This window comes from Chlorobiota bacterium (assembly GCA_016710285.1).
GTDB lineage: Bacteria > Bacteroidota > Ignavibacteria > OLB7 > OLB7 > OLB7.
Map to the genome: position 1 here is coordinate 1,858,508 of JADJXR010000001.1, position 13,281 is coordinate 1,871,788.

The following is a 13,281-nucleotide window of genomic DNA, read 5'->3' on the forward strand; positions in this document are numbered from 1 at the left end:
CATCAACACCGCGCCGAAACTCTAATCTGAATTTCTGGCCAGAAAGTCTGGAATAATGCCAACAGACCGTTCCAACCCTTCGCAACCTTCCATGAATCTGCTGGGCGATGTTCTTCGCCATGGCGTTCTTCCATTCCACGGGCGGGTGGGGGAAGTATCGGCCATTGTTCAGTTCTGGCGTGGCGTTCTGAAAAGCGATCATCTGCGTTGCCTGCTGGTGGAGGGGGAAGCGGGCGTTGGGAAAAGCAGCCTGCTGCAAGAAGCAATCCGGCAGATTGAAGCGGCCAACGGGGCGGTGGTGGTGCTGAAGCTCTACTCGGAATCCACCGCAGCAATCGCGCCGTTGGTGGCGCAAGCCCTGGGGCGCGATTCGCGGCTGCATCGCCTGGTTCGGGGCAACACTTTGCAGACCCTTGCCGGCTGTGCCGATGCCTTGCGCCGCATTGCCCGGCTGCGGCCAATGATGCTGGTGGTTGAGGATATCCATCTTCTTGCCGGGGCTGCCCTTCGCGAGTTTGCGCAGCTGGTTGCTGCCATTGCCGATGAGCCAATCGCCCTGTGCGCCGCTGCCCGCCCGCTGGATTATCCGGCCAGAGCAGTGCTTGCGGAAAAGCCATTGCAACAGCTACGGCTGCAAGGGCTAAGCAGCACGGAGATTGGCATCATCTGGAAATCGTTGTTTGGCGAGCTGCCCGCGCCCGATACCCTTGCGGTTGTTGCCGCCGAAACGTTGGGGAACGCGCTGGCGATCCGCGCCGTGCTGCAGGGTGGGGTGAGTACGGGTGCAATCCAGCAACGGCACAATGGAGTTTGGGGAACCGAGCCAACGTTCCGCCAATCGGTGCGCCAGAATTCGCAAGCGTTAATCAATGGCCTTGCTATCCAGCTTACCCAGGAAGAGCGGGTGGTTGCCGAGCAGCTGGCATCGCTGGGCGAAGTCTTCTCGGGGGAGGCTGCCACGGTGGTTGCAAGCCCCAAGGTTGTGCAATCGCTGGCGTTCAACGGAGTGCTGCACCAGCTGCCAACCCCAAAGCGTCCGCTGCCGGGATTGGGGCGCAGCGCGGAGCTGCCGTGGGCGTTTACCCACAGCTTGGTTCATCGTGAGTTCCTCTCCGCCGGGCGGTTCCCGGTTGGTGGGGTGTTGGCGATGCTTTCCGGGGCTGTGCCGATTTACTCCATCCTTCCGTTCCGATTGCTGCTCAATCCTCCGAACGGTACTGCCGAACGCGACCTGCTGCTTCAATCCCTTCCGCTGGAGCACGTGCGCTGCGCGACGGACACAGCCCTGAGCATCGCCGTCGAGCTTGACGTAACCGCCGATTGGCCCTTTGCCCTGACCGTTTGGCAGGTTGCCGAGCTTCTGTTGGAAGCGAACGCAGGGCGATTCAGCACCGAGGAGCTACGCCAGCGGCGCGCCAACGCACTGGCCCGGAAACTGACGTTGCTTCGGCGCGAGCTGGACTCGCAACAGCACCAGCAAGCGTTGCGGGGGTTGCTGGAACTGACGCAAGAACCGTTGCCCGATCCGCTTGCAATCTTCCGCATTATTGCCATTGCCCAACAAAGCTGGAGCCATGCCGATAACCCCGCCACGCTGAGGCGATTGTTGGATGAAGCATTGGCCCTGGGGGGGCGGTATCCGTGGCTTCGATCCGAACGGTTGTACGCCATTTGCTTGCGCGATTTCTGCCAGATTGCAATCGAAAACCAAGAGTATTCGGCTGCCCGCAACATTGAGGCCGAGTATCAGCGGATTCAAGAGGGGGACCACGTCCCGGAGGCTATCCGCCGCATTGCTCTGGTGAACATTGGCCCCTACTTGCTGATGCTGTTTGATTCCCCCCAGGAGCTTGCCCGCCGCACCGCACTGTGCCAGCAGATTGCCGCCGCTGCAACCGATTTCGAGCGGAGTGTGCTGGATTCCATCACCCCATATTTCTACTGGGAGACCGGCGAACTTGAGCCGATGATTGCAGTGCTGAAGGCAACGATGGAGGGCTTCAAAGCAAAGGGGATGATGCGCACCTACCGCAACCGCGCACTGTTGCTGGCAAAGGCCACAACGGTGATGGGGGGAATCACCATCGAGGAGTTCGTGGAGTGGATTGCCCAGCATACCGCTACCTGCGTTGCCGAGCAATTATTGGACCTGGCCAACGACGCAACCGCCATGCTTGAGCTGCTTCCTGTGGCGTTGCTTTTGGGGCGTGGCAATCTGATTTCCACCATGATTTCCAACAAGCCGCTTCTGGGCGATCTTCAGCTGCCCACGGTGTTCAGCGTGGCACGGGGGACCCAGCGGCCAGCAATCAGTTATGCCGAAGAAGAGTTTGCATTGCTGGGCAAACAGATCGTGCGCTTGGAGGATGTTATCCGGTTCCGCGCCGCAATGGCGGTTGCGCGCAATTGGGCCACTGGCTCCATGAAGCATCCACTTCCCGACCCATTGCAGGAGGACGCTGCGGCTGCATTCCGGAACCTGCTGGATTGGCTTGCCGCACGGCGGCTGGATGCGTTGCTGTTGCTGCTGCTGCGCGATTATGCCGCATTGCTCCCGGTTCGGCAGCGTGCCGCCTACCGCAAGCAAGCCGCAGCAATTGCCACCAAACGGAACAGTGCTGCCGCACCGAAAATGAAGCACGATCACCGGTTATCGGTGACGATGCTGGGGAAGATTGAGGTGCGCCCGGCTGACCCCAACGCCACCGCAGTGCAGCCACGCGGTGCGCGTCAGAAAGCGTTTTTGGGAACGATGGTGGCCAACGAACTTATGGGGGGGCGGTTGGATCGCAAGGAGTTTTTGGAGGCGGCCGGAATCGAGGTGGATTACCACAACCCCAAGCTGGCGCGCGACGCAGTCAACAGCGCCATTTACCGCCTGCGCGACCTTGTGGGGCACGACGGAATCCTTACCGACCACGAGACTCCACGGCTAAATCTTGAACTGCTTCGGGTTGATTTGATTGAGGCCGAAGGGTTGCTGCGCGATGCGGCCAAAGCCTTGCAGCGTGCCCACCCCGCCCGCGCCCGCGACGCAGCACTTCGCGCCCTTGAAATTCTCCGTGGCGAAGTCCCCTTCCCAACGTTGTACGAAGGGGTGTTCGAGCAGCTTCGCGATGATCTTGAGAACCGTTTGCGATTGGTGGTGCTGCGGACCGCAACGCTGGCCCTGCGCGAAGGGGATGCCGAAGGGGCCGAGCTGCTTCTGCGCCGCGCTTGGGGGATGCTTCCCGGCGATGATGAGATTGGGGATCTGTACTGCGCCGCGCTTGAAGCCCTGGACCGCCCCGCCGATGCAGCCAACGTTCGGAAGAAAATGGAGGCAGCATAGCGGCATTCAAAGCCAGGATCAATGCTAAGATTAGCACCGTGGGCGCAGTAACTTGCAGGGTCATAAATTCCCCGCTACGTGCCGAACACCAAAACCTTTAACAACATTGCTGGATACGCTTTATGCCATCAAACCCATTAGCTGAAGTTTTTGGCTATCCCGTTGGTAATTTTTCCGACAATGCCAGCCGGCATCGAAAAGCAAGGTTCTGCCCATTTCATAACTCGACGGGGCCATGCTGCACCAAAAACAGTATCAAGGATCCGCTGGGTGTCTGCAGCATTGCCGAAAGTGGCAAGCCCCCAGTGATTACATGCCCAGTAAGGTTTCGGGAAGATTGGAAGATCGTTACCGATGCTGCTGCGTTTTTCTTCCCTGAAAATGCGGAATATCTCTCCTTATCTGAAGTGCGATTGCCTGATCGCCATGGAAAATCTGCGGGTAATATTGATGTCGTTCTGGCCTTACTGGATAAGCACGGGCGCATACAAGATTTTGGAGCTTTAGAAATACAAGCCGTATATATCACCGGTAATATCAGCGGGGCGTTCCGATATTACATGGAAGATCCGAAAAAGCGGTGTGAAATGGACTGGCCGTTACTTAATTACCCGCGCCCTGATTATCTTTCTTCTTCAAGAAAACGATTGGCACCGCAGCTGCTGTACAAAGGAGGAATCCTGCACGCTTGGAAACGTAAAATGGCGGTTGCAGTTCAGCAAAGTTTTTTTGCCACGCTCCCTTTATTACCAGAAGTTGAGCCGTCGCAGGCCGACATCGCTTGGATGATTTATGATTTAGTGCATAATCCTTCTGATAATAGATATCAGCTTCAGTTGGTGAAAACGGTGTACACACAATTTAAGCCAGCATTGGAACGCATTACCACAGCTGAGGTGGGTAAGGTGGAAGATTTTCTTGAAACATTGCAGCATCGCATTGACCGTGGCGAGCAGCTGGGTAAAAAGGAAGCAATGAAATTTCCTCCCGATATCGAAACCATTGATAGTTCATCAGGAATATAAGCTATGTGGCAAACATCATTATGGGAAGATACTGAGCGGGTCGTCAACGTTGCCAACGTGCCGCAGCGAAGCCCCTTCCGCTATCCCGGAGGGAAAACATGGCTGATTCCTCGGATACGGCAGTGGCTTGGCTCCTTACCAAGCCGGTGCCAATTGCTTATCGAGCCGTTTGCTGGCGGGGGCATTGTAAGCCTAACAGCTGCTGCCGAACGCCTTAGTGACCACGTGATAATGGTTGAATTGGATGAACAGATTGCTTCCGTGTGGCAGACAATTATCCATGATACTGATGGGCCCGAATGGATGGCCGATAAAATCATGTCCTTTGCTATCACCCTTGAAACAGTGAAAGAAGAGCTTGCGCAGCAGTACGAATCAAAACGGGAGAAGGCATTTCAAGCAATTCTGAAAAACCGAGTTAATCGTGGTGGCATTATGGCACCGGGCGCAGGATTAGTAAAAACGGGAGAGGCTGGCAAAGGCTTGCTGTCGCGCTGGTACCCAGCAACGCTCTGCCGACGAATTATGGATATTAAACGCTATCGTGACCGAATAACATTTATTCAGGGTGATGGGCTTCCCATTGTGCAGCAGTATGCCTTAAACACAAATAATTCATTTTTTATTGATCCCCCTTATACTGCATCAAAAAAGCAGGCTGGCAGCAGATTGTACACGTACTCCCAGATTGATCATAATTCCCTGTTCTCTATCTGCGACCAGCTGAAAGGGGAATTCCTGATGACCTACGATAATGCTGATGAAGTTGATAGCCTTGCCCATCACTATAATTTCCAAACCCAGACGATAGCCATGAAAAATACTCACCATGCACGCATGACCGAACTGCTGATTAGCAAAAATCTAAACTGGCTGACCATGCCAAATAATCGGCAGAGTTGAAGTTTTTTTCTTAAATCCTAATCTCAACTCACACTCTTCTCCTATGCTTATCTACACCGTTGGGCATTCCACCCGCACGCAGGAAGCGTTGATGGAATTGCTGAAACAGTATGGCGTTCGGGCGGTGATTGATATCCGTGCAATCCCCTACTCACGGCATAATCCGCAGTTCAACCGCGAGGAGATGCAGCGGGCCTACGCCACCAGCGGAATCCGCTACCAGCATGTTGAATCGCTGGGGGGGAAACGCCCGCCGAAGGAGGTGATGGAGCGCGCCCGATCCTGCAGCGAACGCTCGCGTGGGTTTGCCGAATACATGCGCACCGCAACCTTCCAAGAAGGAATCCAACAGGTGATGGGCATGGCCAACACCGAGCAGATTGCCCTGATGTGCGCCGAAGCGGACCCAACGCACTGCCACCGCTTCTGGGTTGCCGATGCGCTGGTGGAACGTGGGGTCCAGGTTCGCCACATCATCAACGAAAACGAATCGCGCATTCACCCGGCAAACTTGTTCACCGCCTGGGAGTAGCGCGCAACCAATCCCCAACTGCGGATGCAGAGTTCACAGGCCGATGAACGTTCCGCTCCTTCCCCGTTGTATTTTGCCACCATGAACCAGCAGTCAACCCAAACCGAGCTTTGGACCATCATGCGGCTTATCACATGGGGGGCCGATTTTTTTAAGAAGCGGAACATCGCTTCGGCCCGCCTGACGATGGAGCTGCTGTTGGCCCACGTGCTGAAGCTCAACCGCTTCGACCTGTACCTGCAATTTGAACGCCCGCTGAACGAAACGGAGCTTGCCAAGCTGCGGGAAATGGTGCGCCGGCGTGCCAACCGCGAGCCGTTGCAGTATATCACGGGGGAGGCTCCTTTCTACAAACGAATCTTCCACGTCACCCCAGCGGTGCTGATCCCAAGGCCCGAGACGGAGTTGTTGGTGGAGGAGGCGTTGCGCCGGGGGGCATCGCTCCGGTGCTTGGATATCGGGACCGGGTCCGGCTGCATTGGCATTACCGTGGCGTTGGAACGGCCCGAGACGACCGTTACCGCGATTGATATTTCCCCGGAAGCGCTGGCCATTGCCCGCCAGAACGCCCAGCAGCTTGGCGCACGCAACATTGATTTCCACCAGATTGATCTGTTCGATGATGAACGCATGCGCGACTTGGGGTCCTTTGATCTTATCGTTGCCAACCCGCCGTACATCCCCACTGCCGAGATTGGAACCCTTGAGCCGGAGGTCCGGGATTTTGAGCCACACACCGCGCTGACCGATGGGGACGACGGCTACCGGGTCCACCGAAGGTTAGCGGAGTTGTTCCCGTTGCTGTGCCGCGAAGGGGGAAATATGTTTGTGGAGTTGGGATATGGCCAGGCCGCTACCGTCCGAAAGTTGTTCGAACGCACGCCCCACCGAACCATCACCGTGCTGACCGATTTGGACAAGATTGAGCGGATACTCTGGGTTCAGAAATAACCGCTGAGCATGGGGCGCGATGCCTCGGGGCTTACTCCTGATATGGAATCGGATCCGTTGCGCCGGCTTGTTGGAAACCCCGCAGCCGCAGCGCGCAACTGTCGCACCGCCCGCACGCCACCGACTCACTTTTGTAGCAGGACCATGTTAGATGCAGCGGAGCCGCAAGCCGTATTCCCGCCTCCACAATATCCCCTTTTGACATCTGGATCACCGGCGTGACGATGGCGATGGTGGTCTCCGGCCGTGTGCCAAGCTCCACAACGTTTTGGTAGGCTTCGTAGAACACCTGGCGGCAATCGGGATAGCCGCTGGAATCTTCCTCCACCGCGCCAATAGCAATCGCGCCGGCACCGATCACCTCGGCCCAACTAACGGCCACCGATAGCATCCCCGCGTTGCGAAAAGGGACGTAGCTGGTGGGGACCTCGCGTGAGTGAAGGTTTGCGGGGGTGACTTCGATGTGGGTGTCGGTAAGGCTGGATCCGCCGATCATTCCCAGGTGGCGCATATCCACAATCAGCCGGCGCGTGGCGTTGAAATGGTCGGCAAGGGCATGGAAGCATTCCAGCTCTTTCCGCTCGGTGCGTTGGCCGTAGTTGGTGTGAAGGAAGTTCAGTTCGTACCCTTGCGCCTGCATGATTGCGGCGGTGACGCAGCTGTCCATCCCGCCGCTAACCAGAATGACGGCGCGGCGTGGGTCGCTTGGGAGGTTCATAGAAATGCTGTGATCGGTTGTTGACGGTTGCTTCCCACAAGTTCCATTGCCACGGCGTGCGCCTGGCCACTAAATCTCGGAGAAACGATGAGCCAATATAACCACACAACAATGAGTGAGTTCTTCCGGCGGTTTTCGCAGAAGACGGCCGAGGTGCTGGGGAACGCATGGGCGTTTGTGGTCGCGGCGGTGATTGTGATCGTATGGGCGTTTACCGGGCCGCTGTTCAATTTTTCCGACACGTGGCAGCTGGTGATCAACACCGGAACCACCATCATCACCTTCCTGATGGTGTTCCTGATCCAGAACACCCAGAACCGCGACACCAAAGCATTGCACTTGAAGATTGACGAACTAATCCGCGCCCAAAGCCACGCACGCAATCGGCTGATACGCCTGGAGGAGATGAGCGATGCAGAGCTTGAAAGCCTTCAGCAGGAATTCCACCGCATCAGCACCGAGCGGGAGCACCATGGCCGCCGCCACGCAGGCCCTGAAGGGCATCCCCAACCCACTCCCCCACCAGCTTCCGGCAATCAATCCGCATCGGGTTCGCGGTAGCAAAGCAGCTTGTAGGTTCCCCGCATGGCAACGATTGCGCCAAACATCGTTAGCTCCTTCTCAACCCCGTCCGCACGAACGCGCACCACGGGGTTTTCCAGAAGCTGATAGTTCCCAAAATCTTTCCGTTCATCATGGCGGACGCTAAGCAGTTGCAGCGGCATTCCTCCAGTTGCACGCAGCCCTTTCAGCATGGCCTTTGTTGAGCTTAGATATTGATGCTCCCAGACGAATTCCCGTGCTTGCTGGCTGGTGTCGCGTGCTGCCGGATAGTGCCGCCCCATTTCAGGATAGATGGAGCCATTGAACTCCTGCCGAGTAATGGCAAGCCGGATCAGCGCGGCGGTGTCGCGCTGATGCAATGCACGCAGGGCGGCATCAACCAAGGCTTCTGGCGATGGATGGCCACCGCTTAACCGCTCCCCAAATTGCTTCATTGCAGTAGGGTTCGGGACCGGTGCTGGCTGCGGACGATTGCAGGCCGCCAGCATCGGCAGCAGGAGCATCAGCAAACGAAATCGTGTTGATAAGCGAAGCATAGATTGTGTTGGCATGGCAGAGAGAATAGCCACAAAAATGGAAAGAGAGGAGAAGAAAAAAGTGAGACGAAGATGGTGCCAGAAGGAGAAACATCTCCCTGAAAAAAAACAGCAGGGGACAACCTTGTGGCCGTGGTTATCCCCTGCCGCCCAGTTCAATGGAGGGAGACGAAAAGAGTGAGCGCGAGACGCCTTAGTTTTTCTTGAAGGCGGTCCATCCCTGAATCCAGTTGGTGGCTGGACCAAAGGCACCGATGTAGCTTACCTGTTGGAAGAACTCGCTGGGCAGCTGTGCCGCCTGGGGCAAGGTTGCGAAGTTTGTTGGCAACGGGTTCGGCGCGGTGAACGTTAAGGCTGTCAGGGCCGGATCGGTTGTTGCGATGTTCCAGCTGTTCTTCTGAGCGATTGGGTCAAGATCGGCCGACGTTCCCTTTGCATACGTGTAGGCTCCTGCGCTTCCGTGCAGGATGCTGTTCTTGACGAACAACTCACCATTGTCGGCATTATCCTTTGTGGTTGATCCATCCACCACCAGCCCGTAGCGGAAGTTGGTGACGATGGCGTTGTAGATCTTCAGTTTGTTGTTGCGGCGCAGATACAAGCCATCGTTGTTTTCGTTGTTGGCTTTCTCCTTTCCGGCACCAATCAACGTGACGTTGGCAATGGTTGCGCTGGTGAACGGCTCGTTTGTTGAACCGTCGGCATCGTTGTCAACTTCGAACCCACGGTTGGCAAGGTCAGGGTCCTGGATACCGAACAAGAACTGCAGCTTGCCGCTGTAGCCAAAATCCATGTCGAACATATCGTCGTCGTTGCCGCTGCTAACTAAGTAGCGACCGTTGACAGTTCCGCCAAACCACTCGAAGCCGTCGTCGGCAATGAAGTGGACTTGTACGTGATCCAGCACCGTGCCGCTTCCAACGCCGTTCAAGGTTAGGCCGTTGACTTCGTTGTCGGCAGTGATCTTGGTTCCGCCGTACTCAATCCGCACGTAGGTCAACACGCCCGATGTGTCGTCGTTCTTGGCTGTTCCAACTCCGCCTGGGCCGTAGGTTCCTGTGCCGCCTTCCCCTGTTCCAGTTTTTCCGGGCACGTTGATGTCGGCAAGGCCGTTCAACACAATGCCTCCCCAATCGCCACGTGCGCGCTGGCCTTCCGGTTTTTCGCTGGTGAAGATGATTGGCTCGGTGGGGGTGCCCTGTGCAATCAATTGCCCGCTGGAACGGGACTTCGTTCCGCGAACGGTGATGATCGCCCCTTTGGTCTCGAAGTCACCTTCCAAGCGTGTGCCTGCTGGAATGATGAGCTTGGTGCCGGGCTGCACAAAGTAGAATCCAACGATGGTGTAGATGGTGTCCTTGCTTAGCGTACGATCTTTATCGCCGGTGTTACCGGCAAGGATTGCACGCTTTTCGGTGCTTCCGGGCAACGTTGTGGAAATGCCGAAGCTGGCCGAAGCCGAAGCTGTTCCCCCTTTCACGGCAACAATGGAGTAGGTGTAAAGGGTGGATGCCGTCAATCCGTTGTCGGTGTAGGTTTTGGTTGTGCCAACCACCGAAGCAAGTTGGGTTCCGTTGCGCCAGATACGGAAGCTGTCGGCCGTTGCAGCGTAGTCCCATGCCAACGCGATGCTCTTGTCGGTGACGGTGGTTGCCCGCAGATTCGTCACCGGATCAACGGTGGTTGGGTTGGTTGCTGTGTCGTCATCGCTGCATCCGGCAATGATTCCGGCCGCAAGCAAGCCCACGGCTAATAACGTCTGTTTCAGGTTCTTCATGGTTACGATGTTGTATTGTGAGAGAGTTAATGGTTATCGGAAATCGGTGATTGATGAAAAAGAGCGCACCGGCTATTCATGGCCAGAGACCAACGGCTGCTCACGTTCTTCATCGAATTGATGGAAGTTGAAACCTAGGCTGATGGAGATGGAACGCCCGCTCAGGTATCGCTCCGAATTGATCGTCGAGCCACTGCGGAACTCCTGCTGGTACAAGGTTTCGCTGTCCAGAAGGTTCTTGGCACTGAGCTTCAGCTGCAGCCCAGCAGGAAGTTTTTGGGCGATGGTGAGGTCCAGAGTGTTTTGCGGTTGCTCGTAGGTGTCGGGGATGCCGTTGGTTCCCACCACGACAAGGCGTTTCCCAAACACATTGTACAGCAGTGTCACCCCAGTTCCCCAGCTGCTGTTTTCGTAGCCAAGCGTGGCGTTAATCACGTAGGGAGATTGCCCCTGCAAAGGGCGGGTTCGGTTGGTGAGCGTTTGCGAGGAATAAGGGTTGATGCCAACACCGTCGAAGATGGAGACGAAGTCGTTCTCCCCAAAGGTGACTTCGCTCTGGACCAGAGTGAGGTTCATCCCCAAGCCAAAGCCCTCAAGCTCCGGCAGCAGTTCGTCTAGCCCTTTGCGGAACTCGATCTCGGCTCCGTAGCTCACCGCCATCGTTGCGTTGGCCGGCTCCACCGCGATGTCCGATCCGCCGATAAGGTAGAACTGCTCTATCGGATTCTTGAAATCTTTGTAGAAGAAGCTGGCAGCAATCACTTCGTTGCCACGTGGGAACCACTCCCAGCGGAGGTCGTAGTTGGTGATCTGTGTGCGAACAAGGGAAGGATTGCCGTAGGTGCTTTGGCGGTAATCGTCAAAACGGAACGGGGCAAGCTCGCGGAACTCGGGCCGTGCCAGCGTTTGGCTGAACGCACCGCGCAGATTCATTTGGTCGCTGAGTTGATAAATCAGGTTGGCCGATGGCAGCAGATCCGTTTGATTGAGATCCACAGCAAGCGAGGTGTTTTGCTGATGGGTCTCGATGTTGAAGGGAAGCAGATTCAGATCCCAGGACTCATACCGTGCGCCGCCGATAAACCGCAATCCGGTGGTGAGCGGTAGATCAATCATCACATATCCAGCGTTGATCTTCTCGTCGGCGTTGTAGTTGTCGTTCGGCTGGGTGTCGTCATTAAAGACCATGAAGCCGTTGCGGACGTTCTCCGGCGTGAACAACTGCTCGGGGGCTTGGGTCAAGATCGCATCGTTGCTGGTGGTGGTGATGAAGGTAAATCGGCGCGCGCTGAACTGGCGATCGCGCAAGCGGACCAGTCCCCCAAGTTTCACCTTCGCTTTTCCTTGATCCCACCCCGTGAACGGGATGCTCCAATCAAGGCCAATGTTCGATTCGTCGTCGTTCAGGTCGCTGAAAAATCGCCCGTTGTTGCTGCCGAAGTTGTTGGCAAAACGGTAGCTGCCATCATCTTCACGGAAGTATGTGGTGGAACGGTTGTCAGGCTCGTAACGATTGGCTTGGCTGATTGCTGCCCGCCAATCAATTTTTGATTCGAAAAGTGCTGGGAAGTAATGCTCGCCAGCAATCTGCCCGCTCCATAACGCCCGCTCCAAAAAACGGAGGCGTTGATTGCGGATAATGCCGGCGGTGCTTTGGTTATATAACCCCTCGGCATTCCGCGTCTCATCGTCCGTGCTGTGGTTATAGACCCCACGAATGCTGACTTTATGCTCGGGCATAAACTGCGCGCCCAAACTCACCAATCCTCCCCAAAGTGAAGAACGCTCGGCGTGTTGAACGTCGTAATCATAGCGTAGATCCTGCTCCCCGTTGGTTTGGCTAAGCAGTGGGTAGCGTTGCTCCTCCACGCGGTAGTTGGAACTGTTTGCCAGCGAACCGGAAGCAAGAAAGCCCAACGGGAACCCAACGTCGAATTGGTTGCCAATTGAGATGCTGTAGGATTGGTTGATGGGGAGAGTTTCCGATCGTGGAGTCCAGACGTTGTTGGTGAATTGCGAAAGCAGATCGGCTTGTTCGGCAGCGGTTTGGCGGCGGCCTGGGGCAATGTTGCCCGGCAGCTGGCGCGTGCCGTCATCAATGCCAAAAAAATCGGTTCCGCCACCGGAATAGCCGATAGCGTTGGCACCATGTGTTTGGCTGTTAATGCCTGTGCCAACCGAGGCGTTAAGCAGGAACGATTCGGGGTAATCTTTGGTGTTGATTTGCACCAACCCGCCAGCAAAATCGCCAGGGTTGTCGGGGGTGAACGTCTTGATGGTGGTCAAGCGGCTGATAAGCCCTGCGGGAAACAAGTCAAATGGCACAACCTTCTTTTCCGGTTCGGGGCTTGGAAGGTTCACACCGTTCAACTGCGTTGCGCTGTAGCGTTCGGTTAGGCCGCGAACCACAACATATTTCTTGCCAACCACCGAGACTCCGGTGACCCGTTTCATGGCATCCCCTGCATCGCTTGCGGGTGCCTTGCTGATCTGGTCGGCACTGATCGCATCGCTGACCGTAGCCGAGCGTCTTCGCTCAATCAGCGCGGCACTTTCCGATTGACGGTCGGCACGGGCAACCACCACCACTTCATCCTTCAGCAACGTCTTGACCGAGAGTGCAATATCCTGCTGGATTGTGCGCCCGCCATCTACCTTCACCTGCTCAATGCTTTTGGTGGCATATCCCACACTGGTCACTTTTAAGGTGTATGTCCCTGCCGGAACATTCCGGATGGTGTAATAGCCGTTGACGTTGGTGTACGCGCCAAGCCGCGTTCCCTGAACCGCGACCGAACCGCCGATAATTGGCTCGCCGGTTGCGTCATTCACTACCCGGCCATTAATGATCCCATTGACCGATGCTTGTTGTGCTGTGGCATTCCCCGCAAGCAATGCGATTGCAGCAATCAGAAGGTAGAAAGGCAGATGTGTTGATTTCATA

Annotated in this window: 10 protein-coding genes; 6 read left to right on the top strand and 4 right to left on the bottom strand. The window is 56.2% G+C overall.

Translation table 11 applies throughout. From position 1 onward, the window contains the following. Positions 1-55: 55 nt before the first annotated feature. The 5 genes from IPM61_06615 to prmC all read left to right on the top strand — a co-directional run bounded on the left by IPM61_06615 (position 56) and on the right by prmC (position 6,742). A complete protein-coding gene (locus IPM61_06615; GenBank protein MBK8910985.1) occupies positions 56-3,331 on the top strand; it encodes an ATP-binding protein in 3,276 nt (1,091 codons plus the stop codon). 122 nt (positions 3,332-3,453) lie between these two features. Next, positions 3,454-4,356, top strand: a complete 903-nt coding sequence (locus IPM61_06620; GenBank protein ID MBK8910986.1) for a hypothetical protein — start codon at positions 3,454-3,456, stop codon at positions 4,354-4,356. 3 nt (positions 4,357-4,359) lie between these two features. Further along, positions 4,360-5,259 carry a DNA adenine methylase gene (locus IPM61_06625; protein MBK8910987.1) on the top strand — a complete coding sequence of 300 codons (900 nt, stop codon included), beginning with the start codon at positions 4,360-4,362 and terminating at the stop codon, positions 5,257-5,259. 43 nt (positions 5,260-5,302) lie between these two features. Continuing rightward, positions 5,303-5,791, top strand: coding sequence for a DUF488 domain-containing protein (locus IPM61_06630; protein MBK8910988.1), 489 nt, complete (start codon positions 5,303-5,305; stop codon positions 5,789-5,791). A gap of 24 nt (positions 5,792-5,815) precedes the next feature. After that, positions 5,816-6,742 carry a peptide chain release factor N(5)-glutamine methyltransferase gene (gene prmC / locus IPM61_06635; GenBank protein ID MBK8910989.1) on the top strand — a complete coding sequence of 309 codons (927 nt, stop codon included), beginning with the start codon at positions 5,816-5,818 and terminating at the stop codon, positions 6,740-6,742. Between the two features lie 31 nt (positions 6,743-6,773). Here prmC and queC read toward each other — a convergent pair whose 3' ends face one another. Continuing rightward, complete coding sequence (gene queC, locus IPM61_06640) at positions 6,774-7,460, bottom strand: 7-cyano-7-deazaguanine synthase QueC (GenBank protein ID MBK8910990.1); 687 nt, start codon at positions 7,458-7,460, stop codon at positions 6,774-6,776. A gap of 111 nt (positions 7,461-7,571) precedes the next feature. Here queC and IPM61_06645 point away from each other — a divergent pair, with 111 nt between their 5' ends. After that, complete coding sequence (locus IPM61_06645) at positions 7,572-8,021, top strand: low affinity iron permease family protein (GenBank protein ID MBK8910991.1); 450 nt, start codon at positions 7,572-7,574, stop codon at positions 8,019-8,021. Here IPM61_06645 and IPM61_06650 read toward each other — a convergent pair. From IPM61_06650 to IPM61_06660, 3 genes are all read right to left on the bottom strand, one after another. Next, positions 7,997-8,575 carry a hypothetical protein gene (locus IPM61_06650; GenBank protein ID MBK8910992.1) on the bottom strand — a complete coding sequence of 193 codons (579 nt, stop codon included), beginning with the start codon at positions 8,573-8,575 and terminating at the stop codon, positions 7,997-7,999. The two genes, IPM61_06645 and IPM61_06650, sit on opposite strands and share 25 nt — an antisense overlap. A gap of 178 nt (positions 8,576-8,753) precedes the next feature. Further along, positions 8,754-10,337 carry a fibronectin type III domain-containing protein gene (locus IPM61_06655; protein MBK8910993.1) on the bottom strand — a complete coding sequence of 528 codons (1,584 nt, stop codon included), beginning with the start codon at positions 10,335-10,337 and terminating at the stop codon, positions 8,754-8,756. Between the two features lie 72 nt (positions 10,338-10,409). Beyond that, the gene (locus IPM61_06660) at positions 10,410-13,280 is read right to left on the bottom strand and encodes a TonB-dependent receptor (GenBank protein ID MBK8910994.1); all 2,871 of its coding nucleotides are present in this window, start codon (positions 13,278-13,280) and stop codon (positions 10,410-10,412) included. Position 13,281: the final 1 nt, after the last annotated feature.

Bases quoted from the DNA above. Each gene is read 5' to 3' on its own strand.
- IPM61_06615 (MBK8910985.1), top strand. From the start codon at position 56: ATGCCAACAGACCGTTCCAACCCTTCGCAACCTTCCATGAATCTGCTG.
- IPM61_06620 (MBK8910986.1), top strand. From the start codon at position 3,454: ATGCCATCAAACCCATTAGCTGAAGTTTTTGGCTATCCCGTTGGTAAT.
- IPM61_06625 (MBK8910987.1), top strand. From the start codon at position 4,360: ATGTGGCAAACATCATTATGGGAAGATACTGAGCGGGTCGTCAACGTT.
- IPM61_06630 (MBK8910988.1), top strand. From the start codon at position 5,303: ATGCTTATCTACACCGTTGGGCATTCCACCCGCACGCAGGAAGCGTTG.
- prmC (MBK8910989.1), top strand. From the start codon at position 5,816: ATGCAGAGTTCACAGGCCGATGAACGTTCCGCTCCTTCCCCGTTGTAT.
- queC (MBK8910990.1), bottom strand. From the start codon at position 7,460: ATGAACCTCCCAAGCGACCCACGCCGCGCCGTCATTCTGGTTAGCGGC.
- IPM61_06645 (MBK8910991.1), top strand. From the start codon at position 7,572: ATGAGTGAGTTCTTCCGGCGGTTTTCGCAGAAGACGGCCGAGGTGCTG.
- IPM61_06650 (MBK8910992.1), bottom strand. From the start codon at position 8,575: ATGCCAACACAATCTATGCTTCGCTTATCAACACGATTTCGTTTGCTG.
- IPM61_06655 (MBK8910993.1), bottom strand. From the start codon at position 10,337: ATGAAGAACCTGAAACAGACGTTATTAGCCGTGGGCTTGCTTGCGGCC.
- IPM61_06660 (MBK8910994.1), bottom strand. From the start codon at position 13,280: ATGAAATCAACACATCTGCCTTTCTACCTTCTGATTGCTGCAATCGCA.